Origin of the sequence: Serratia sp. 201, assembly GCF_037027545.1 — a bacterium.
GTDB classification, from domain to species: Bacteria; Pseudomonadota; Gammaproteobacteria; order Enterobacterales; family Enterobacteriaceae; genus Serratia; species Serratia bockelmannii.
In genome coordinates, this window is sequence record NZ_JAXCHC010000004.1 from 158,834 (window position 1) to 179,600 (window position 20,767).

Here is a 20,767-nt window from a genome sequence, read left to right on the forward strand (position 1 = left end):
GATATCCTGAAAACGTTATAAATTATCATATACAATTCTGTCAAAAAGTGTAAATCCAGCGTAGATAACCAGGCAGAAGTGAACGTTCTGGTCTTTACTGGGTCTACTACATGCAATCAAGTTGCGTTCTGAATTTCGAGGCTGCCACCTTTGGCGGCTCGCTGAGCGCATGGATCAACGGGAGGAGCGTAAAAGAATGAGAATCTTCCAGCGTTATAACCCTTTGAAAGTGGCAAAGTACGTTAAGACCCTGTTTCGTGGAAGGCTGTATATCAAGGACGTAGGCGCATTTGAATTCGACGAAGGGAAAATCCTGCCGCCGAAGATTCGCGACAAGCGCCATTTCAGCGTGATGTCTGAAGTGAACCGTCAGGTGCTGCTGTTGCAGACCGAGATGGGGTGAACACCTCGCTGACAGCGGTAAAAAAATGCGGCCCCGATGGGGCCGCTGATGTTTCTGTCCTTCGCGCCGTCAGGCCGCCGGGGTGTCGTCTGGCGCTTTCGGCAGCACCGCCGCCGGTTTGTCGCTCAGCCGGGTGACCAGCAGCTGGTCTATCTTGTAGCTGTCGATATCCACCACCTCGAACTTGTAGCCGGCGTATTTGACGAAGTCGGTGCGTTTCGGGATCTTGCGCAGCATATACATCATAAAGCCGCCGATGGTCTCGTAGTTGCCCGCCTGCGGGAATTCGTCGATGTCCAGCACGCGCATCACGTCGTCGATCGGCGTGCCGCCTTCAATCAACCATGAGCTTTCGTCGCGCGCCACGATCTGTTCTTCCTGGCCCTGGCCGACCAGATCGCCCATCAGCGTGGTCATCACGTCGTTAAGGGTGATGATGCCCACCACCAACGCATATTCATTGAGGATCACCGCGAAGTCTTCGCCGGCGGTTTTGAAGCTTTCCAGCGCTTCGGACAGCGTCAGCGTATCCGGCACGATCAGCGCCGAGCGGATCTGCACGCCGCTGCTCAGCACCAGGCTCTGGTTACCCAGCACGCGGTTCAGCAGGTCTTTGGAATCGACGTAACCCACCACCTGATCGATATGGCCGTCGCACACCAGGAACTTGGAGTGCGGATGGGTCGAGACCTTCTCCTTGATGCTCTCTTCGCTTTCGCGCAGATCGAAGTACACCACGCTTTCGCGCGAGGTCATCGAAGACGGCACGGTGCGCGATTCCAGTTCGAACACGTTTTCAATCAGCTCGTGCTCCTGCTTGCGCAGCACGCCCGCCAGGGCGCCGGCTTCCACCACCGCGTAGATGTCATCGGAGGTGATATCGTCCTTACGCACCATCGGCAGCTTGAACATGCGGAAGATCAGGTTGGCCATGCCGTTGAAGAACCACACCAGCGGGCGGAAGATCATGATGGAGAAACGCATCGGGTTGATGATCCGGACGGCGACCGTCTCTGGTGCAATCATACCGATGCGCTTCGGGGTCAAATCGGCGAACAGGATAAACAGGCTGGTCACCAGCACGAAGGAGCAGATGAAGCTGACCTGTTCTGCCAGTTCAGGCGACAGGAAGCGATCGAACAACACCTTGAAGGTGGGAGAGAAAGCCGCGTCGCCGACGATACCGCCGAGGATGGCCACGGCGTTCAGGCCGATCTGCACCACGGTGAAGAAGATGCCTGGGGTTTCTTGCAGCTTGAGCACTCTGGCGGCGTTGACGTTACCTTCGTCGGCCATCAGCTTCAGTTTGATCTTGCGCGAGGCGGCCAGAGAGATTTCCGACAGTGAGAAGAACGCACTCACCGCGATCAGAAAAAGAATCAGTAAAATACTGTTTAACATAATCTATCCATACGTGCCGACGGGATGACGGCGCTCTTGAGGAAGGGTAGTACATAGTAAAAAAAGCAGCGATAACAACCAGAAGGGAAGCTATCGGGCCGCAGAAGCGGCCCGCATAGTATAGCAGTTGCCCCACAGGGGCCGCCAGCGGTTAAAAAAGTGCCGCCGGCCGGCATCAAATCAGCCCTGCGGCGGCAGGCAAACGCCGATGCCGCCCAGCCCGCAGTAACCTTCCGGGTTTTTGAACAGGTACTGCTGATGATCGTCTTCCGCATAATAGAACGGCAGCGCCGGCGCGATCTCGGTGGTGATGACGCGCTTGTCGCCCGCCGCGTCCATCGCCTGCTGGAAGCGTTGCAGGCTGCTTTCCGCCTCGGCCTGCTGCTCTGGGCTCAGCGTATAAATCGCCGAGCGGTACTGAGTGCCGACGTCGCCGCCCTGGCGCATGCCCTGCGCCGGATCGTGATTTTCCCAGAATACCTGCAGCAGCTGTTTGTAGCTGACGACCTGCGGATCGAACACCACGCGCACCACTTCGGCGTGGCCGGTCTGGCCGCTGCACACTTCGCGGTAGGTCGGGTTCGGCGTATAGCCGCCGCTGTAGCCGGCGGCGGTGCTGTAGACGCCCGGCTGCTGCCAGAACAGACGCTCGACGCCCCAGAAACAGCCCATGGCGAAGATCGCCACTTCCATGCCTGCCGGCACCTGGGTCATCGAGTGTTCGGTGACCACGTTGAGCGTTGCGACAGGCATTGGCGTGGTGCGGCCAGGCAGCGCGCTTGCCTTATCGACGGTTTGTGATTTATCAAAAAATGGCACCACGGTTGACTCCTGTTGTCACAGTAAGAATTGACCCTACATGGCGGCGGTTCGGTTGTATCTCACCGCGTCTTTGCCCACAATAAGTGGCAAGTTGGATTTTGTATAAGCTTAACGCAGTATTTTGAGCGCCAAAAGTGAAGAATTCGCCTGTTGCGCGGCGGTGGCAAAGCGCGGCGGGTGGCGTCCGGAATAAGGTTGAAGAGGGCTGCCGTCATGATAGCGCGGAGTCTGCCCTGGCCCCGGAGCAAACACCATAACAGGAAAGTAAAATCAATAAGGAGAACACGTGCCAAAGTACCCGGTCATGTGCTTGATATCTGTGTTGCTTGCGGCACCTGCGGCCTATGCGGCGAACGTGCGGCTGCAGGTGGAGGGGTTAAGCGGAGAGTTGGAAAAAAACGTCCGAGTGCGGCTGTCGTCGATCACGCCTGAAGAGGTCGGCACCGACGGCCGCTTCCGCGCGCGGGTGGATGAGGCGGTGCGCCAGGGGCTGCGCGCGCTCGGCTATTACCAGCCGACCATCGAGTTTACGCTGGACGACCGACCGGGAATGTCGCGCCCGGTGCTGCATGCCAAGGTCAATCCGGGCGAGCCGGTGCGTATCGCCGGCGCCAATATCGTGCTGGAGGGCGGCGCGAAGACCGATGAAGACTACCTGACGCTGGTAAAGAAGGGGCGGCCGACCATCGGCGAGATCCTCAACCACGGCAAGTATGACAGTTTCAAAGGCTCGCTCACCGGCCTGGCGCTGCGCAAAGGCTATTTCGACGCCGACATGACCAAAAGCCAGCTCGGCGTGGCCGAAGATCTGCACAAGGCGTTTTGGGACATCGATTTCAACAGCGGCGAACGTTACCGCTTCGGCAAGGTGAAATTCACCGGTTCGCAAATCCGCGAAGACTATCTGCAAAATCTGGTGCCCTTTCATCAGGGGGATTACTACAGTTCGGAGGATTTGGCCGAGCTGAACCGCCGTTTGTCCGCTACCAACTGGTTCAACTCGGTGGTGGTGTCCCCTGATTTCAACGATGCCAAAGAGAACAAGATTTTGCCGTTGGACGCGCTGGTAACGCCGCGTACGCGCAATACCATCGAAACCGGTATCGGTTACTCCACCGACGTCGGCCCGCGGGTGAAAGGCACCTGGAAAAAGCCCTGGCTCAACGATCGCGGCCACAGCCTGGAAACCAGCGCCAGCGTGTCGGCGCCGGAGCAGCAACTGGATCTGACCTATAAGATCCCGCTGCTGAAGAATCCGCTGGAGCAGTATTACCTGCTGCAGGGCGGGCTCAAGAACGTCGATCTTAACGACACCAAATCCGTGACCTCCAAAGTGGTGGCCTCGCGCAACTGGGATCTCTCCAGCGGCTGGCAGCGGGCGATCAACCTGACCTGGCGCTGGGATAACTTTACCCAGGGCAACGTCAGCAACACTACCATGCTGTTGTACCCTGGCGTCAGCTTCAACCGCACCCGTTCACGCGGTGGCCTGATGCCGACCTGGGGCGACAGCCAACGCTACTCCATCGACGTGTCCGACACCACCTGGGGCTCCGGCGTGGACTTCGCGCTGATGCAGGCGCAAAACGTCTGGATCCGCACGCTTGCCGACAAGCATCGTTTCGTGGCGCGCGGGCAGGTGGGATGGATAGAAACCAACGACTTCGACAAGGTGCCGCCGGATTTGCGCTTCTTCGCCGGCGGTGACCGCAGCATTCGCGGCTACAAGTACAAAGACATTTCGCCGCGCGGCGACGATGGCAAGCTGACCGGCGCCTCCAAGATGCTGACCGGCTCGCTGGAGTATCAATACAACGTGACCGGCAAATGGTGGGGGGCAATGTTCGTCGATTCCGGTGAAGCGGTGAACGATATCAAGAAAAGCAACTTCAAGACCGGCGCCGGTGTCGGCGTGCGCTGGCAGTCGCCGGTGGGGCCGGTGAAGTTGGATATCGCCGCGCCCGTGGGAGACAAGGACACTCACGGGATGCAGTTCTACATCGGTTTGGGGCCTGAACTATGAGCCTGGTTAAAAAGATTTGTCTCGGATTTCTGGTCGTCCTGCTGTTGCTGATCGGCGGGCTGGCCTTTCTGGTGGGCACTACCACCGGTTTGCATATGGTCATCAACGGCGCGGCGCGCTGGGTGCCGGGGCTGGAGATCGCCGGCGTCAGCGGCGGCTGGCGCGATCTGACGCTGAAGGGCGTGAAGTATCAGATGCCGGGCGTGACGGTCAACGCTGGGCAATTCCATCTGTCCCTCGATCTCTCCTGCTTTAAACGCAGCTCGCTGTGCGTCAACGCCTTGACCGCTCAGGACGTGGACGTGGCGGTGAACACCAAAGAGATGGCGCCCTCCACGCCGGTGGAGGAGAGCAGTGAGCCGACCACCAATCTCAGCACCCCTTATCCGATCACCCTGCGCCTGTTGGCGCTGAACAACATCAAGGTCACCGTCGACGACACCGCCATTTCTCTGGCCGAGTTCCGCACCGGCGCACAGTGGCAAGAGCGCGCGCTGACGCTGATGCCAACCAAGATCGGCTCGTTGCTGATCGCCTTGCCGAAAACGCCGCAAAATCCGTTGCCGGAAGCGGTGCAACCGGCGGTTGAGGTAGCGAAAAAGGTCGGTGAACAGGTTACCGACGCGGCGAAACCGGCGCCGCAGCCGGAAGAGAAGCCGCTTGGCGAAACGCTGAAGGAACTGTTCGCCAAACCGCTGTTGCCGGATCTGCCGGACATCCGCCTGCCGCTGGATATCACCGTCAAAGAGATCAGCGGCGAACAGCTGCGCTTGACCGGCGATACCGACGTGCTGATCACGAGTCTGTTGCTGCAGGCCAGCACGCAGGATCAGCATATCCAACTGGACAACTTCGACGTGAAGTCGCCGCAGGGCACGCTGTCGGTGCAGGGGCAGGCGACCCTGACCGGCGACTGGCCGGTGGCCCTGACCGCCAACAGCGCGCTGAACATCGAACCGCTGAAGGGCGAGAAGGTGAAGCTGAACATCGGGGGCGGGTTGCGTGATGAGCTGAAGGTCGCGCTGAACCTGTCCGGCCCGGTCGGCGCCCAGCTCGATGTGCAAACCCGGCTGGCCGAAGCCGGCCTGCCGCTGGCGCTGACGTTGCAGAGCAAACAGCTGAAATGGCCGCTGAGCGGCGAGGCGCAGTACCAGGTCAACGATTTTCGCCTGCGCTTTAACGGCAAGGCGACCGACTATGCGCTGTCGACACGCGCCAATCTGAAAGGCCAGGATCTGCCGCCGGCGGTGCTGACGCTGGACGGCAAAGGCAACGTTGAGCAGTTCAAGCTGGAGCGCCTGCGGCTGGCGGCGCTGCAGGGCAATACCGATCTCACTGCGCTGGTGGACTGGAGCAAGGCCATCAGCTGGAACTCGCAATTGACGCTGAGCGGCATCAATACCGCCAAGCAGTGGCCGGAATGGCCGGCGAAGCTGGATGGCAAGATCACTACGCGCGGCAGCCTGCACGGCGGCAGCTGGCAGCTGCAGGTGCCGGTGCTGCAGCTGGACGGCAACGTGAAGCAGAACAAGGTCACGGCGCGCGGTACGCTGAGCGGCAACGCCGCCGGGCAGTGGAAAATCCCCGGCATCGATCTGACGCTGGGGCGCAACCAGCTGAACGTCAAAGGGCAGCTGGATGAGAAAAGCTGGAACCTGGACGCCAACATCGACGCGCCGCGTCTGGACGGCGCGCTGCCGGGCCTGGGCGGCACCGCCAAAGGGCTGTTGAAACTGCGCGGCAATCTGCAGGCGCCGCAACTGCTGGCGGATTTGACCGCCTCCGGCTTGCAGTGGCAGGCGCTGCGCATCAACCGCGTGAAAATAGACGGCGACGTGCGCTCCACGGATCAGATCCAGGGGCAGTTGGCGGTACGCGTCGAGCAGCTGAAGCAGGACGCGCTGGAAGTCAGCCTGCTGACCCTCGACGCCAAAGGCAGCGAGAAGCAGCATCAGCTGCAGTTGAAGATCGACGGCAAACCGGTCTCCGGCCAGCTGGCGCTGCAGGGCAGCTTCGATCGTCAGCAGCAGCGCTGGCGCGGCAATCTGAACAATACCCGCTTCGATACGCCGGTAGGGGAGTGGCGCCTGACGCGCGCCATCGCGCTGGATTACCTGAACACCGCGCAGAAAATCAGCATCGGGCCGCACTGTTGGCAGAACCCGAACGCCGAGCTGTGCGTGCCGAAGACCATTGAAGCCGGCCAGAGCGGCCAGGCTAGCGTGGTGCTCAATCGGTTCGACCTGGCGATGATCAAGCCGTTTCTCGGCCCGGAAACCGCCCTGAGCGGCGTGTTCACCGGCCGGGCCGACGTCAGCTGGAAACCAGGCGGCGCGCTGCCGGAGGCGAAAGTCACGCTGGCCGGCAACGGCGTCAAGGTGGTACAGCAGGTGCAGGGCAACGCGCTGCCTATCGCTTTCGATACGCTGACCCTCAACGCCGGCCTGAACAACGGTCGCGCGCAGGCCGACTGGCGGATCAAACTGACCAACAACGGCCAGTTTGACGGCAATATCCAGGTGGTGGATCCGCAGGTGCGGCGCACCATCAGCGGCAACGTCAATATCACCAACATCTCGCTGGCGCTGATCAACCCGGCGCTGATGAAGGGCGAAAGTGCAGCGGGCATGCTGAACGCCAACCTGCGTCTGGGCGGCAGCGCGCAGAAGCCGCTGGTGTTCGGGCGTCTGGCGTTGGATCGGGCGAAGGTGCAGGGGCACTGGATGCCGTTCGATATGACCGACGCGCGGCTGGCGGTGAATTTCAACGGCATGACCTCGACGCTGGAGGGGCTGCTCAGCACCACCCGCGGCCAGCTGAATCTGGCGGGCGATGCAGACTGGCGTGACATCAACGCCTGGCGTGCGCGCATTGCCGCCAAGGGCGACAAGCTGCGGGTGACGGTGCCGCCGATGATCCGCATCGACGTGTCGCCGGATCTGGTGTTCGAAGCCACGCCGCAGCTGTTCTCGCTCAACGGCAAGGTCGATATCCCTTGGGCGCGCATTACGGTGCAGGAGCTGCCGGAAAGCGCGGTGGGCGTCTCTTCCGACGAGGTGATGCTGGACGATCAGCTGAAGCCGATTCAGCCGAAGACCGCTTCGATCCCGATCAACAGCAACCTGATGATCCACGTCGGCAATGACGTGCGGCTGGACGCCTTCGGCCTGAAAGCCCGCTTGAAGGGCGATTTGAAAGTGGTACAGGACAAGAAAGGGCTGGGCCTCAACGGCCAGATTGACATCCCTTCCGGTCGCTTCCATGCTTATGGTCAGGATTTGATCGTGCGTAAAGGGCAGCTGATGTTCTCCGGCCCGCCGGATCAGCCGCTGCTCAATATCGAAGCGATCCGCAACCCGGAATCCACCGAGGACGACGTGACCGCCGGCGTGCGTGTGACCGGCCTGGCGGATGCACCGAAGCTGGAAGTGTTCTCCGATCCGGCCAAATCGCAACAGGAAGCCTTGTCTTATCTGCTGCGCGGCCAGGGTTTGAGCAGCTCCGGCGCCGACGGCAACGCCATGACGTCGATGTTAATCGGCATGGGGGTTGCACAAAGTGGTCAACTTGTGGGTAAAATCGGCGAGGCATTCGGCGTGAGTAATTTGGCTCTGGACACTCAAGGGGTTGGCGACAATTCCCAGGTTGTCGTGAGCGGCTATGTCCTCCCAGGCTTACAAGTAAAATATGGGGTGGGCATTTTCGACTCGCTGGCCACGCTGACGTTGCGTTATCGCCTGATGCCTAAGTTGTATCTTGAAGCGGTGTCTGGTCTCGACCAGGCATTAGATTTGCTCTATCAGTTTGAGTTTTAGCGATGCGAATAATTGTCTACGGCAGTTTACGGCGCAAACAGGGAAACAGCCATTGGATGACCAACGCCCAATGGCTCGGCGAGCACGAGCTCGAAGGCTATCAGATTTATAATCTGGGCCATTACCCGGCGGCGATCCCTGGAGAGGGCACGATACATTGCGAGGTGTATCGTATTAACTCATCGATTCTGGCAGAGCTGGACGAACTGAAAAGCAACACCAAGGACTATAAGCGCGAGCTGATTCAGACGCCTTATGGGAGTGCGTGGATCTACCTGTACAAACACAGCGTGGACGGTTACCCGCGAATTACCAGCGGTGACTGGCTGAAGCGTCTCGAAGAACAGTAAGAAAAAAAACACCGCTCAATGAGCGGTGTTTTTTCATCGGACGGCGGCTGGAATTACTTCTTGGCAGCGCGTTCGAAGGAGGCGATGATTTCCGCTTTAGCCGCGGCAGCGTCTGCCCAGCCTTCCACTTTCACCCATTTGCCTTTTTCCAGATCTTTGTAGTGCTCGAAGAAGTGAGCGATCTGGGCTTTCAGCAGTTCCGGCAGGTCGTTCACGTCTTTCACGTGATCGTACTCTTTGGTCAGCTTGCTGTGTGGTACCGCAACCAGCTTGGCGTCTTCACCGGCTTCGTCGGTCATCTTCAGTACGCCAACCGGACGGCAGCGGATCACGGAGCCCGGCTGCAGCGGGTATGGGGTTGGGACCAGCACGTCAACCGGGTCACCGTCCAGAGACAGGGTGTGGTTGATGTAGCCGTAGTTGCACGGGTAGAACATCGCGGTGGACATGAAACGGTCAACGAACAGCGCGCCGGTTTCTTTGTCGATTTCGTATTTGATTGGATCGGCGTTGGCCGGGATTTCGATTACTACGTAGATGTCTTCCGGCAGGTCTTTGCCAGCAGGGACCAGATTCAAGCTCATGTCGGTTTCCTTTAATCATCAAACCAGAAATGGAGTGGCGGCTATTATAGCGGACTCTTTTGCGATTTCCTGCCCTTTTCATCGTCGAAAACCCAGTGTGCCGGCGCAGGGATAATTTCCAGATTAATCCCGCCGCGGCATGAAGTTTTGCCTTCGCCTGCCGATAACTTCAACAAACAATAATGAGCCAGCAAAGCTGGCTCCGCGTTTTGCCACCCCTACTACGTCTGATCTCACAATTTCTGAAGCCGGGAAGAACTCATGCTAAAAAAGATTACGGTGAAGGCTGGGCTGATCGCCTTGCTGAGCCTGATGACCATGTTGCTGATCATGGTCAGCGTTATTGGCGTCAACGCGATTAACGAAGGATCGCGCTCGATCCATACCTTGAACCAGATCCTCGGTGAAGAGCTGGGCTCGCTGGCCAACAGCTCCAACCTGACGCTGCGCGCCCGAACCGCCGCTTCGTTGGCGGTGCGCCAACGGGAGATCGGCCAGATCGATGTGTCCGACGCCACCGTGGGCCGCATCTACGGTTACCTCGATCAGTCAAACAAGGAAATGGCGCGTTTTGTCGGCGTTGGCACCGTGACCGATCGCGGCCGCGAACTCTCCAATCGTCTGCAAAACAGCTATCGCGCCTACCTCGAGCAGGGCGTGAAGCCGATGGCTGCCGCCATCAAGGCCGGCAAAATCGATGAGTATTACCATATTCAGGAGACCCGCATCTCTGCGCTGAGCATCGCGTTTGAAAAGGATCTCAGCGATTTCCGCAGCTTTGCCATGAAGCTCGGCGAAAAGCAGGTGTATGACGCGGAAAACAACGCCAGCACCAAGATCTCGTTGATCGTGGTGGCGGGCCTGCTCAGCGTGCTGCTGGCGGTGCTGGCCTGGTTCGCGCTGCGCGTGATCATTTTGCGCCCGTTGGACGAGTCCATCGCGCAGTTGGAACACATCGCCGGCGGCGATCTGACCCATGAGATCCGCGGTGAGGGTGATACCGAGATGGGCCGCCTGGTGCGGGCGATGCAGCGTATGCAGCAGGCGTTGGCCAGTTCGGTCAGCAAAGTGCGCGATGCCAGCAGCCAGATCGACACCGGTTCACGCGAACTGGCGGCCGGTAACCTGCATCTGGCGCAGCGTACCGAAGAGTCGGCCGCTTCGCTGGAAGAGACCGCCGCCAGCATGGAACAGCTGACTTCGACGGTGAAAATGAACGCCGAGAACTGCGAGCAGGCCAACCAACTGGCGCTGAGCGTGTCCGATATCGCCAACCAGGGCAGCGACGTGGTCAGCCAGGTGATGAGCAAGATGCAGGCGATCACCGACAGTTCGCGCCGCATCGCCGACATCATCAGCGTGATGGACGGCATCGCCTTCCAGACCAATATCCTGGCGCTGAATGCGGCGGTGGAAGCGGCGCGCGCCGGTGAGCAAGGCCGCGGTTTCGCGGTGGTGGCCGGTGAAGTGCGCAGTCTGGCGCAGCGTAGCGCCCAGTCGGCGAAAGAGATTAAAGGGCTGATTGAAGCGTCGCAGAACCGGGTGCAGGAAGGCGAACAGATGGTGGAGTCGGCCGCGCAGACCATGAGCGGCATCACCGGTGAAGTGGGCCGGGTGACGGCGTTGATGCGTGAGATCTCGGCGGCGACGCGCGAACAAAGCAGCGGTATCGAACAGGTAAACCTGGCGGTGGCGCAGATGGATCAGGTGGCGCAGCAGAATGCGGCGCTGGTGGAAGAGTCGGCGGCGGCAACGCGCTCGCTGGAAGATCAGGCTCAGCTGCTGGCGCAGAGCATGGCGGCGTTCAAGCTGTAAGGCGATAAGGGTTCGGCGCGGTGCCGAACCCTTGCCAGAAACGCGTTACTCGTCCGGGTTTTCGGCGATGAAGCGTTCTGCGTCTTCTACCATCGACTTGGTGCCGACGAAGAATGGCGCGCGCTGGTGCAGTTTCACCGGCGTGATGTCCAGAATGCGGTTTTTGCCGTCGCTGGCTTTACCGCCGGCCTGTTCGGCCAGGAACGCCATCGGGTTGCATTCGTACAGCAGGCGCAGCTTGCCTTGCGGATGGCTGGCGGTGCTTGGGTAGATGTAGATGCCGCCTTTCAGCAGGTTGCGGTGGAAGTCCGCCACCAGAGAACCGATGTAGCGCGAGGTGTAAGGGCGCTGCGTCGCTTCATCCTGCTCTTGGCAGTACTTGATGTATTTCTTCACGCCGAGAGGGAACTTGATGTAGTTGCCTTCGTTGATGGAATACATGTTGCCGCTCGCCGGGAAGCGTACTTTCTCGTGGGAGAGGCAGAACACGCCCAGAGACGGGTCGTAAGTAAAGGCGTGGACACCGTAACCAGTGGTGTACACCAGCATGGTGGACGAACCGTAAACCACGTAACCCGCTGCGACCTGGGCGCTGCCCGGCTGCAGGAAGTCTTCTTCGGTCACCGGTGTGCCGACCGGCGTGATGCGACGGTAGATAGAGAAAATCGTACCGACCGAGACGTTGACATCGATGTTGGACGAACCGTCCAACGGATCCATCAATACGACATACTTGGCATTTTCAGCTCGCTCGCCGTCGAATATCACGATTTCATCTTCTTCTTCGGAAGCGATACCCGCAACTTCACCACGCGCTTTCAACGCCGCTTTCAGTTTTTCGTTCGCGTACAGGTCCAGTTTCATCTGAACTTCGCCCTGTACGTTGGACACCCCGCTGGTCCCCAGAATATCAACCAGGCCAGCCTTGTTGATGTCGCGGTGGATGATTTTGGCGCCCAGTTTAATGGCAGAAAGTAACGCGGTCAGCTCGCCGGTGGCGTGCGAGAAGTCGTGCTGTTTCTCGACGATAAATTCGCCTAACGTTTTCATGACACAATCCCTGAATCTACGGATGGATAGCGGCCTGTTAACAAACCGCCAACGTTTTCGCGAGCAGTGTAGCCCAAAGATGCGCGCCATTCATAGGCAAATCCATTTCTTCTGGACGATTCTGAGCGTTAGAATATGCCGACATTCGATGCACTCACATGAGAAACCTATGCGCATTCACATTCTTGGGATCTGTGGCACCTTTATGGGCGGGCTGGCGATGCTGGCGCGTTCACTGGGGCATGACGTCACCGGTTCGGACGCCAACGTCTATCCGCCGATGAGCACGCTGCTGGAGAACCAGGGGATCGATCTTATTCAGGGTTATGATCCAGCCCAGTTGGATCCGGCGCCGGATCTGGTGATCATCGGCAACGCCATGACGCGCGGCAACCCGTGCGTGGAGGCGGTGCTGGAGCGTGGTATCCCTTACGTTTCCGGCCCGCAGTGGCTGCACGACGCCGTGTTGCGCGATCGCTGGGTACTGGCGGTCGCCGGCACCCACGGCAAAACCACCACCGCCGGCATGGCGACCTGGATCCTCGAGGCCTGCGGTTACCAGCCCGGCTTCGTGATCGGCGGCGTGCCCGGCAACTTCGACGTCTCGGCGCGCCTCGGCGGCAGCCCGTTCTTCGTGATTGAGGCCGACGAGTATGACTGCGCGTTCTTCGACAAGCGCTCCAAGTTCGTGCACTACAGCCCGCGCACGCTGATCATGAACAACCTGGAGTTCGACCACGCCGATATTTTCGACGATCTGAAAGCCATCCAGAAACAGTTCCACCACTTGGTGCGCCTGGTGCCGGGCAAAGGCAAGATCATCCTGCCGGACAACGACAGCCACCTGAAGCAGGTGATGGCGATGGGCTGCTGGAGCGAACAGGAGCTGGTGGGCGAAGAGGGGACCTGGCGTGCGCAGAAGCTGACGCCGGACGCCAGTCATTACGCGGTGTTCCTCGACGGCGAGCAGGTTGGCGAAGTGAACTGGGCGCTGGTGGGCGAGCACAACATGCATAACGGCCTGATGGCCATCGCCGCGACTCGCCACGTTGGCGTGCAGCCGGCGGACGCCTGCCGCGCGTTGGGCGATTTCATCAACGCCCGCCGCCGCCTGGAGCTGCGTGGCGAAGCCAACGGCGTCACGGTTTACGACGACTTCGCGCACCACCCGACCGCGATCCTGGCCACCCTGGCCGCGTTGCGCGGCAAGGTCGGCGGCACGGCGCGCATTCTGGCGGTGCTGGAACCGCGATCCAACACCATGAAAATGGGCATCAGCAAAAACGATCTGGCGCCTTCGCTCGGCCGCGCCGACGAAGTGTTCCTGTTCCAGCCGCATCACATTCCATGGCAGGTAGCGGAAGTGGCTGATGCCTGTGTGCAGCCGGCGCACTGGAGCGCGGATCTCGACACGCTGGTGGACATGGTGGTGAAAACCGCACAGCCGGGCGACCACATTCTGGTGATGAGCAACGGCGGTTTTGGCGGCATTCACGATCGCCTGCTGGACGCGCTGGCGAAAAAGCAGGAACCGAAGGTGACCTACTGATTGTTCAGTAGCATAAGCCACTCTAAGGGCCGCATTTGCGGCCTTTTTTACGCCCATAAAAAAGCCCTCGCGAGCGAGGGCAACGGGGTTCGTCGGATAGGACGACGAGAGGGTCTCTGGGAAATCGGCGTTTGCGTCAGAACTCGGCAGTGGCAGTGACGAGGGTAATCAGCTCTGCAAAGCCGTTCCCAGAGTTGTTATTTGTAAATCTCGGCGGTGGCGTGGTAGTTGCCTTCGTTACGCGCTTCGATCACGCGGTAGGCGGTCGCGCCTTTAGCGTCGGCTTTCTCCGACAGCGCCTGGCGAATGTCGGTCGGTGCGCCGTCGATACCGCTGACGGTAATGGTGCCGATAGATTGCAGATTGGCGGTCTGATCGTTAGTCACCAACTGGGCGGCAGATGCGCCGAAGGAGATGACGGACAGCAGACCGAGTGCAGCAAGAGTAGTTTTCATGTTCATGATAGCGATCCTTGGTCATAACAGCCTGGAAGGGCTTGGCAGCGATTTTTATTCTTGAAGGCCGTTATGACAGCGTTTGATTCCAGAGATGTATTGCCCGTTGCCGGGTAATGTCGTTACTTATTTGTAGATTTCAGCGGTCGCGTGGAAGTTGCCGTCGTTACGCGCTTCGATCACGCGGTAAGCGGTCGCCCCTTTGGCGTCAGCTTTGTCAGACAGTGCCTGGCGGATGTCGGAAGGCGCAGCGGCGACGCCACTCACGGTGATCACACCGGCGGGTTGCAGTTGTGCGGCCTGTGTTGCATCAACAGATTGTGCTGCGAATGCACCAAATGAAAGCATGGACAGAACGCTCAGGGTTGCAACGGTAGCTTTAATTTTCATTATCTCACCTCATCGTATTCTTTTATCAGTTCCAACGAACTGTGATTCAGTTCACGAAAATGAGTATACAGCTAGTAACGCGAAAAATTAATAGTTCGCTAACAGTTGCTAGTGAAACTTTAACCTTATGATCCTTATTTTTTATAACTGTAAGGAATAAAAAACGCTCATAAAACGATCTTTTGATGTTAAATTTATGTAATTTCAATAAGGTAAGTGCTTTTAACCAAAAGTGCGGAAGATCACAGTGGGTACTGCTGGTTACATGGCGATGTCATGGAAATGTGTTGTTGCGGGATAAAAAAGCAGTGTTAAACGCGGTTAAAGGCCGGGGAGGTAATGCGAGGGTTAAAGAAGTGCTAACAAAATGCGGAAGGTAGCCGCACTTTGTTAGCGCCAGGTTTCACAGCTCTTGCTCAAACACGCCCAGGATCGCTTCATGCAGCTTCTGAGCGGTAAAGCCGCTGGACGGGGTGACGAAAATGGTATCGTCGCCGGCAATCGTGCCGAGGATGCCCTGGGATTTACCCAGTGAGTCGAGCAGGCGGGCGATCAGCTGCGCGGCGCCCGGGCTGGTATGGATCACCACGACGGCGTCGTTATGGTCGACGTCCAGCACCAGATTCTTCAACGGGCTGGTGGTGGTCGGCACGCCGAGTTCGGCAGGAAGGCAATACACCATTTCCATTTTGGCATTGCGCGTACGTACCGCGCCGAACTTGGTCAGCATGCGCGATACTTTGGATTGGTTAATGTTTTCGAAGCCTTCTTCTTGCAGCGCCAAAACGATCTCGCCTTGAGAACTGAATTTTTCTTCTTTCAATAACGCTTTGAACGTCTTGATCAGATCTTCCTGTTTTGCGGGATTACGCATTTTGCACCGTGGAATGTTGATAGTGGAAGTCATGATTATGCATATAGATGAATTTTTATGCAACAAAGGCCGCCCCAAAGAAAATAAAAAAGACCGGGCGGCGAGGAAAGGGCGGCATTTTAACAAAATCCGGCCGCGATGAATATGCCCTTTTGACGACGGAAAATCGGCCTACGGTGGTAAATAAAATGTTATTAAAATGATGTTGTTCTGATGTTGCGTAAGGGTGTAATGTAACGGCCGGTTAACTTGCTCGTGAATAACCTCGCACTATTTTTGATTAGTGTGCGCTATGCCCTTCATGCGCAAGCGATTTAATCTAAAATGGGCGCGACAGCGGCCGTTTTATTACACCTGCAGGCAAGAATTGGCTAATTTATTGTTTTAAAAGGTGTAATGACTCAAGGTCCGTAACCAACACATTCACGGCGCTTTATATATTTAAGATAATAAAGGAGTATAGGATGAAAGTTGCAGTTCTCGGTGCTGCTGGCGGTATCGGCCAGGCCCTCGCCCTTCTACTCAAAACCCAGCTTCCTTCAGGTTCTGAACTCTCTCTCTACGACATTGCCCCCGTTACCCCAGGCGTTGCCGTCGACTTAAGCCACATCCCAACCGCAGTTAAAATTAAAGGCTTCAGCGGCGAAGACGCGACCCCGGCTCTGCACGGTGCGGACGTGGTGCTGATTTCCGCCGGCGTGGCCCGTAAGCCAGGCATGGATCGCTCTGATCTGTTCAACGTTAACGCCGGCATCGTGCGTAACCTGATTGAGCAAGTGGCGAAAACCTGCCCGAAAGCCTGCATCGGCATCATCACCAACCCGGTTAACACCACGGTCGCCATCGCGGCGGAAGTGCTGAAAAAAGCCGGCGTTTACGACAAGAACAAACTGTTCGGCGTGACTTCGCTGGATATCATCCGTTCCAACACCTTCGTGGCCGAGCTGAAAGGCAAGCAGCCGGAAGAGCTGAACGTGCCGGTTATCGGCGGCCACTCTGGCGTGACCATTCTGCCTCTGCTGTCGCAGATCCCTGGTGTGAGCTTCACCGATCAGGAAGTGGCGGATCTGACCAAACGCATTCAGAACGCCGGTACCGAAGTGGTAGAAGCCAAAGCCGGCGGCGGGTCTGCAACGCTGTCCATGGGCCAGGCGGCCGCACGTTTCGGTCTGTCTCTGGTGCGTGCGCTGCAGGGCGAAAAAGGCGTTGTGGAATGCGCTTACGTTGAAGGCGACGGCAAATACGCTCGCTTCTTCGCGCAGCCGCTGGTGCTGGGCAAGAACGGCGTTGAAGAGCGTAAAGATATCGGCACCCTGAGCGCCTTCGAGCAGAAAGCGCTGAACGAGATGCTGGACGTGCTGCACAAAGATATCGAACTGGGCGAGAAGTTCATCAATAACTGATCGATACCGAGAGTCAGCCGATAAACGCCGCCGGACGCTGTTCCGGCGGTTTTTTTTGTTCCGCGTTCACGACTTGATGCGTGCTTTGCGATCCAGCAGGCAATCGCTGTGCGGATCGTAATAACGGCTTGGCCAGATCTCCGATGGGTGAATGCCTATCGCTTCGGCGATCAGCCATTCCCCCTTCGGCCACGGGCGCGACAGCGCATTGGCCAGCGTCGATGAGCTCAATCCGGCCTTGCGCGATACCGCCGCCAGCGTGGTGCCCTGCTTGCGTAGCGCCGCGATGATATCTGCCGGGTGCCAATCTGGGTTCCTTGAATTCATGTTTACATTCCTTTTCTGATTAGCCAAAGTTGCGTTAGTGGTATAACTAACGAGTCAAAGTTAAGCGTTTGAACAACGTGAAACGTTTATTCGGAAACCAGAATACCATTAAATTTCCTAAAAAATACCCAGGTAATTTCCAAAAATGACGTTGCCCACTATTGCCCAGAGATGATGGCCATGAAAAACGAGTGGTTTGCCGCCAAGGAACTGACAGGCATCGCAGGATTACCCTCCTCACCACAAGGAATCAATTTGATGGCCCGGCGCGAAGGCTGGATCAGCCGCAGGCGTAAAGGCGTGCAGGGAAAAGCGTTGGAATACCATATCGATAGCCTGCCTTCAGGTGTGCGTAACCTGCTGGTGCTGAAGGAAGACGGGGCGGCCTATGACGTAGAACGCCAGGATCCGTTGGCGGTCTGGATCGAGTATTACTACCATTTGACGGAGAGCGAGCGCGAGAAAATGGTGGCTTTCCTGATGCGGGAAGGGATTGGCGGCCTGCTGGCGCGTATCGACGAAGAGAGCAATACCTAAGCAGGCCCGCGTACGCGGGCCTGATGAGTGTATTGCGAAATCACGATTTCTTAAAAATCGCGTTGCACCGCTAAATGGGCCAGGCCTTCCAGCGCCGTGCGGTGCTCCGATGCCGGCAACACCTGCAGCGCGGCGATCGCCTTGTCGGCCTCTTCCTCGGCGCGTTGGCGGGTGTATTCCAGCGAACCGCATTGCTGCATCGCCTGCAGTACCGGCTCCAACAAATGACGGCCGTTGCCTTGCTCAATTGCGCCACGGATCATGTCACGCTGGGCGTCGTCGCCGTTGTGCATCGCGTGCAGCAGCGGCAGGGTCGGCTTCCCTTCGTTCAGATCGTCGCCGGTGTTTTTGCCCAGGGTGCTGCCGTCGGCGCTGTAGTCGAGCAGATCGTCGATCAGCTGGAAAGCGGTGCCGAGGTAGCGGCCATAATCTTGCAGCGCCTTCTCTTGTTCGGCGCTGGCGCCGGACAGGATCGCCGACGATTGCGCCGCCGCCTCAAACAGACGGGCGGTTTTGCTGTAGATCACCCGCATATAGCTTTCTTCGCTGATGTCGGGATCGTGCACATTCATCAACTGCAGCACTTCGCCTTCGGCGATGACGTTGACCGCCTCCGACATCAGCGCCAGCACGCGCAGGGATTCCAGGCTGGTCATCATCTGGAAGGCGCGGGTATAGATAAAGTCGCCGACCAGCACGCTGGCGGCGTTGCCGAACGCCGCGTTGGCGGTGGCTTTGCCGCGGCGCATGTCCGATTCGTCGACGACGTCGTCATGCAGCAGCGTGGCGGTATGAATGAATTCGATCAGGGCGGCGACGGTGACGTGCTTGTTGCCTTCATAGCCCAACGCCCGCGCCGCCAGGACGGCGATCATCGGCCGGATGCGCTTACCGCCACCGCTGATAATGTAATAGCCAAGCTGATTGATGAGCGTGACATCGGAATTCAGCTGTTCGAGAATTGTTGCGTTCACGGCCGCCATATCTTGCGCGGTTAACTCGGTAATTTGCTCTAGGTTCATTGTGTTTTTTTCAGCTGTGTTTCTCTTCACCGCGTTGAGATCGCTGCTCACATCGGTACATGGCGGTAACTGTCCCTATGATTGTACTTGAAAAACGGTTCAGATAAACGCCACGAAAGAAACTGCGCTTTTTTTCTTCTTTTTTCTTGTTCTGGTCTTATTCTGCTCTTGTCATACGCTGCTTTTTTGCGTAGAATTCGCGCCCTATTGTGAATATTTATAGCGCGCTCTGAACTAACACAGTCGGGCACGCGGAAAGCGGAGTTTTATATGTACGCGGTTTTCCAAAGTGGTGGTAAACAACACCGAGTAAGCGAAGGTCAGACCGTTCGCTTGGAAAAGCTGGACATCGCAACTGGTGAAGCGGTTGAGTTTGACCAGATTCTGATGATCGCTAATGGCGAAGATATCAAAATCGGCGTTCCTTTCGTCGATGGCGGCAAGATCAAAGCTGAAGTTGTTGCTCACGGTCGTGGCGAGAAAATTAAAATTGTTAAGTTTCGTCGTCGTAAACACCACCGTAAGCAGCAGGGCCACCGTCAGTGGTTCACTGACGTTAAAATCACCGGCATCAGCGCTTAAGTTAGGAGAGCGGATTAATGGCACACAAAAAGGCTGGCGGCTCGACTCGTAACGGTCGCGATTCAGAAGCTAAACGTCTGGGCGTAAAACGCTTTGGCGGCGAAGCAGTACTGGCAGGCAGCATCATCGTTCGTCAGCGCGGCACCAAATTCCACGCTGGTACCAACGTGGGTTGCGGCAAAGACCACACTCTGTTTGCTTTGAAAGACGGTAAAGTCAAATTCGAAGTTAAAGGCCCGAGCAATCGTAAATTCATCAGCATCGAAGCTGAATAATTTTTCGAGCCTTACGAAATAGATGTAAGCCCCGCAATTCGTTGCGGGGCTTTTTACATTTATGGGTTGCCTGAGGGCAGGCCCGTCAGCGTTGGCGAAGGTGATATGGATACGAAGCAGCAGGTCGGCGTTGGCATTTCTCTGGCGTTAACCACGGCGGTTTGCTGGGGCGCGTTGCCGATCGCGATGAAAGAAGTGTTGGTCGTGATGGAGCCGTTTACCGTTGTCTGGTATCGCTTTACCATGGCCGCCATCGGTTTGGGCGTGATCCTCGCGGTACGCGGCAAGCTGCCGCGGCTGACGATGTTCCGCCAGCCGCGTTGGCTGCTGCTGTTGGCGATCGCGACGGCGGGGCTGCTAGGCAACTTTGTGTTCTTCAGCTCTTCGCTGCAATACCTGAGCCCGACGGCGTCGCAGGTGATTGGCCAGCTGTCGCCGGTGGGCATGATGTTCGCCAGCGTGCTGATTTTAAAAGAACGTATGCGCATCACCCAGGTTATTGGCGCCCTGATGCTGATTTGCGGACTGATGCTGTTTTTCAACGTCAGTTTGATAGAGATCTTCACCCGGCTGACGGACTACACGCTGGGCGTTATGCTGGGCGTGTGCGCGGCGATGGTTTGGGTGAGCTACGGCGTGGCGCAGAAGGTGTTGCTGCGCCGACTGGCTTCGCCGCAGATCCTGGTTATGTTGTACGCTTTATGTGCGATGGCGTTGTTCCCTCTGGCCAAACCCGAGGTGATTTTCCAACTGAGCGGCTGGCAATTGGCGTGTCTGCTATTTTGCGGCGCCAACACGCTGATCGGCTACGGCGCACTGGCAGAGGCGATGGCACGCTGGCAGGCGGCGCAGGTGAGCGCGTTGGTGACGCTGACCCCGCTGTTTACCCTGCTGTTTTCAGATTTATTGGCGCTGGCCTGGCCCCAGGCATTCGCTGCGCCGACGCTGAACATCGTCGGCTATGTGGGTGCGTTTGTGGTTGTGGCGGGCGCCATGTTTTCCGCAATTGGTCACCGGTGGTGGCCGCGACGGGCAGAACCCCCCCTGGTTGCTCCTTTGAAGCAGCCCGGTGAATGATTTACGGAGACGG

20 protein-coding genes are annotated in these 20,767 nt (G+C 57.8%); 11 read left to right on the forward strand and 9 right to left on the reverse strand.

The window, feature by feature from the left end; translation table 11 throughout:
- Positions 1-196: 196 nt before the first annotated feature.
- Positions 197-403, forward strand: coding sequence for a DUF1107 domain-containing protein (locus WA302_RS19545; protein ID WP_004933604.1), 207 nt, complete (start codon positions 197-199; stop codon positions 401-403).
- A 69-nt stretch (positions 404-472) separates the two neighbouring features.
- Here the strand turns inward: WA302_RS19545 and WA302_RS19550 are convergent, their stop codons facing one another.
- On the reverse strand, positions 473-1,804 hold the full coding sequence (locus WA302_RS19550; RefSeq protein ID WP_004933603.1) for a hemolysin family protein: 1,332 nt from the start codon (positions 1,802-1,804) through the stop codon (positions 473-475).
- 180 nt (positions 1,805-1,984) lie between these two features.
- Positions 1,985-2,626, reverse strand: coding sequence for a peptide-methionine (S)-S-oxide reductase MsrA (gene msrA, locus WA302_RS19555; protein WP_043139288.1), 642 nt, complete (start codon positions 2,624-2,626; stop codon positions 1,985-1,987).
- A 304-nt stretch (positions 2,627-2,930) separates the two neighbouring features.
- On the opposite strand from msrA, the gene tamA reads away from it, so the two are divergent.
- From tamA to WA302_RS19570, 3 genes are read left to right on the forward strand one after another with little or no spacing between them, the layout of a single operon-like run.
- On the forward strand, positions 2,931-4,649 hold the full coding sequence (gene tamA / locus WA302_RS19560; protein WP_169540592.1) for an autotransporter assembly complex protein TamA: 1,719 nt from the start codon (positions 2,931-2,933) through the stop codon (positions 4,647-4,649).
- Positions 4,646-8,464, forward strand: coding sequence for an autotransporter assembly complex protein TamB (gene tamB / locus WA302_RS19565; protein WP_060433988.1), 3,819 nt, complete (start codon positions 4,646-4,648; stop codon positions 8,462-8,464). The genes tamA and tamB overlap by 4 nt, the downstream gene beginning before the upstream one ends.
- A gap of 2 nt (positions 8,465-8,466) precedes the next feature.
- Positions 8,467-8,814, forward strand: coding sequence for a gamma-glutamylcyclotransferase family protein (locus tag WA302_RS19570; RefSeq protein ID WP_025159589.1), 348 nt, complete (start codon positions 8,467-8,469; stop codon positions 8,812-8,814).
- Between the two features lie 53 nt (positions 8,815-8,867).
- Here the strand turns inward: WA302_RS19570 and ppa are convergent, their stop codons facing one another.
- The gene (ppa, locus tag WA302_RS19575) at positions 8,868-9,398 is read right to left on the reverse strand and encodes an inorganic diphosphatase (protein ID WP_004933594.1); all 531 of its coding nucleotides are present in this window, start codon (positions 9,396-9,398) and stop codon (positions 8,868-8,870) included.
- A 261-nt stretch (positions 9,399-9,659) separates the two neighbouring features.
- Between ppa and WA302_RS19580 the strand changes: the two genes are divergently transcribed.
- Positions 9,660-11,213, forward strand: a complete 1,554-nt coding sequence (locus tag WA302_RS19580) for a methyl-accepting chemotaxis protein (protein WP_025305040.1) — start codon at positions 9,660-9,662, stop codon at positions 11,211-11,213.
- Between the two features lie 45 nt (positions 11,214-11,258).
- On the opposite strand, the gene fbp is transcribed toward WA302_RS19580, so the two are convergent.
- On the reverse strand, positions 11,259-12,263 hold the full coding sequence (gene fbp / locus WA302_RS19585; RefSeq protein ID WP_004933587.1) for a class 1 fructose-bisphosphatase: 1,005 nt from the start codon (positions 12,261-12,263) through the stop codon (positions 11,259-11,261).
- Positions 12,264-12,432: 169 nt separating this feature from the next.
- On the opposite strand from fbp, the gene mpl reads away from it, so the two are divergent.
- Positions 12,433-13,812 (forward strand): UDP-N-acetylmuramate:L-alanyl-gamma-D-glutamyl-meso-diaminopimelate ligase, encoded by a 1,380-nt coding sequence (mpl, locus tag WA302_RS19590; RefSeq protein WP_033636810.1) that lies wholly within the window; start codon positions 12,433-12,435, stop codon positions 13,810-13,812.
- Positions 13,813-14,009: 197 nt separating this feature from the next.
- On the opposite strand, the gene yhcN (WA302_RS19595) is transcribed toward mpl, so the two are convergent.
- The 3 genes from yhcN (WA302_RS19595) to argR form a co-directional block, all read right to left on the reverse strand.
- A complete protein-coding gene (yhcN, locus tag WA302_RS19595) occupies positions 14,010-14,273 on the reverse strand; it encodes a peroxide/acid stress response protein YhcN (protein ID WP_025305042.1) in 264 nt (87 codons plus the stop codon).
- A 120-nt stretch (positions 14,274-14,393) separates the two neighbouring features.
- Positions 14,394-14,657 carry a peroxide/acid stress response protein YhcN gene (gene yhcN / locus WA302_RS19600; RefSeq protein ID WP_025305043.1) on the reverse strand — a complete coding sequence of 88 codons (264 nt, stop codon included), beginning with the start codon at positions 14,655-14,657 and terminating at the stop codon, positions 14,394-14,396.
- Between the two features lie 403 nt (positions 14,658-15,060).
- Positions 15,061-15,531, reverse strand: a complete 471-nt coding sequence (gene argR / locus WA302_RS19605; RefSeq protein ID WP_016929335.1) for a transcriptional regulator ArgR — start codon at positions 15,529-15,531, stop codon at positions 15,061-15,063.
- A gap of 464 nt (positions 15,532-15,995) precedes the next feature.
- On the opposite strand from argR, the gene mdh reads away from it, so the two are divergent.
- Positions 15,996-16,934: a malate dehydrogenase gene (gene mdh, locus WA302_RS19610; protein WP_004933569.1), complete on the forward strand. Its 939-nt coding sequence runs from the start codon at positions 15,996-15,998 to the stop codon at positions 16,932-16,934.
- A 66-nt stretch (positions 16,935-17,000) separates the two neighbouring features.
- Here the strand turns inward: mdh and WA302_RS19615 are convergent, their stop codons facing one another.
- Positions 17,001-17,261 carry a helix-turn-helix domain-containing protein gene (locus tag WA302_RS19615; RefSeq protein ID WP_004933567.1) on the reverse strand — a complete coding sequence of 87 codons (261 nt, stop codon included), beginning with the start codon at positions 17,259-17,261 and terminating at the stop codon, positions 17,001-17,003.
- A gap of 180 nt (positions 17,262-17,441) precedes the next feature.
- Here WA302_RS19615 and WA302_RS19620 point away from each other — a divergent pair, with 180 nt between their 5' ends.
- A complete protein-coding gene (locus WA302_RS19620; RefSeq protein WP_025305044.1) occupies positions 17,442-17,798 on the forward strand; it encodes a DNA-binding protein in 357 nt (118 codons plus the stop codon).
- A 50-nt stretch (positions 17,799-17,848) separates the two neighbouring features.
- Here WA302_RS19620 and ispB read toward each other — a convergent pair whose 3' ends face one another.
- Positions 17,849-18,820 (reverse strand): octaprenyl diphosphate synthase, encoded by a 972-nt coding sequence (ispB, locus tag WA302_RS19625; protein ID WP_025305045.1) that lies wholly within the window; start codon positions 18,818-18,820, stop codon positions 17,849-17,851.
- Positions 18,821-19,090: 270 nt separating this feature from the next.
- Here ispB and rplU point away from each other — a divergent pair, with 270 nt between their 5' ends.
- The 3 genes from rplU to WA302_RS19640 all read left to right on the forward strand — a co-directional run bounded on the left by rplU (position 19,091) and on the right by WA302_RS19640 (position 20,754).
- Positions 19,091-19,402 carry a 50S ribosomal protein L21 gene (gene rplU, locus WA302_RS19630; protein WP_004933561.1) on the forward strand — a complete coding sequence of 104 codons (312 nt, stop codon included), beginning with the start codon at positions 19,091-19,093 and terminating at the stop codon, positions 19,400-19,402.
- 17 nt (positions 19,403-19,419) lie between these two features.
- The gene (rpmA, locus tag WA302_RS19635) at positions 19,420-19,677 is read left to right on the forward strand and encodes a 50S ribosomal protein L27 (RefSeq protein WP_004933559.1); all 258 of its coding nucleotides are present in this window, start codon (positions 19,420-19,422) and stop codon (positions 19,675-19,677) included.
- 105 nt (positions 19,678-19,782) lie between these two features.
- Positions 19,783-20,754 carry a DMT family transporter gene (locus WA302_RS19640; protein ID WP_261456578.1) on the forward strand — a complete coding sequence of 324 codons (972 nt, stop codon included), beginning with the start codon at positions 19,783-19,785 and terminating at the stop codon, positions 20,752-20,754.
- Positions 20,755-20,767: the final 13 nt, after the last annotated feature.

Bases quoted from the DNA above. Each gene is read 5' to 3' on its own strand.
- tamB (WP_060433988.1), top strand. From the start codon at position 4,646: ATGAGCCTGGTTAAAAAGATTTGTCTCGGATTTCTGGTCGTCCTGCTG.
- WA302_RS19620 (WP_025305044.1), top strand. From the start codon at position 17,442: ATGAAAAACGAGTGGTTTGCCGCCAAGGAACTGACAGGCATCGCAGGA.
- mdh (WP_004933569.1), top strand. From the start codon at position 15,996: ATGAAAGTTGCAGTTCTCGGTGCTGCTGGCGGTATCGGCCAGGCCCTC.
- WA302_RS19570 (WP_025159589.1), top strand. From the start codon at position 8,467: ATGCGAATAATTGTCTACGGCAGTTTACGGCGCAAACAGGGAAACAGC.
- WA302_RS19615 (WP_004933567.1), bottom strand. From the start codon at position 17,261: ATGAATTCAAGGAACCCAGATTGGCACCCGGCAGATATCATCGCGGCG.
- ispB (WP_025305045.1), bottom strand. From the start codon at position 18,820: ATGAACCTAGAGCAAATTACCGAGTTAACCGCGCAAGATATGGCGGCC.
- fbp (WP_004933587.1), bottom strand. From the start codon at position 12,263: ATGAAAACGTTAGGCGAATTTATCGTCGAGAAACAGCACGACTTCTCG.
- argR (WP_016929335.1), bottom strand. From the start codon at position 15,531: ATGCGTAATCCCGCAAAACAGGAAGATCTGATCAAGACGTTCAAAGCG.
- WA302_RS19545 (WP_004933604.1), top strand. From the start codon at position 197: ATGAGAATCTTCCAGCGTTATAACCCTTTGAAAGTGGCAAAGTACGTT.
- mpl (WP_033636810.1), top strand. From the start codon at position 12,433: ATGCGCATTCACATTCTTGGGATCTGTGGCACCTTTATGGGCGGGCTG.
- tamA (WP_169540592.1), top strand. From the start codon at position 2,931: ATGTGCTTGATATCTGTGTTGCTTGCGGCACCTGCGGCCTATGCGGCG.
- yhcN (WP_025305042.1), bottom strand. From the start codon at position 14,273: ATGAACATGAAAACTACTCTTGCTGCACTCGGTCTGCTGTCCGTCATC.
- WA302_RS19580 (WP_025305040.1), top strand. From the start codon at position 9,660: ATGCTAAAAAAGATTACGGTGAAGGCTGGGCTGATCGCCTTGCTGAGC.
- rplU (WP_004933561.1), top strand. From the start codon at position 19,091: ATGTACGCGGTTTTCCAAAGTGGTGGTAAACAACACCGAGTAAGCGAA.
- WA302_RS19640 (WP_261456578.1), top strand. From the start codon at position 19,783: ATGGATACGAAGCAGCAGGTCGGCGTTGGCATTTCTCTGGCGTTAACC.
- yhcN (WP_025305043.1), bottom strand. From the start codon at position 14,657: ATGAAAATTAAAGCTACCGTTGCAACCCTGAGCGTTCTGTCCATGCTT.
- ppa (WP_004933594.1), bottom strand. From the start codon at position 9,398: ATGAGCTTGAATCTGGTCCCTGCTGGCAAAGACCTGCCGGAAGACATC.
- WA302_RS19550 (WP_004933603.1), bottom strand. From the start codon at position 1,804: ATGTTAAACAGTATTTTACTGATTCTTTTTCTGATCGCGGTGAGTGCG.
- rpmA (WP_004933559.1), top strand. From the start codon at position 19,420: ATGGCACACAAAAAGGCTGGCGGCTCGACTCGTAACGGTCGCGATTCA.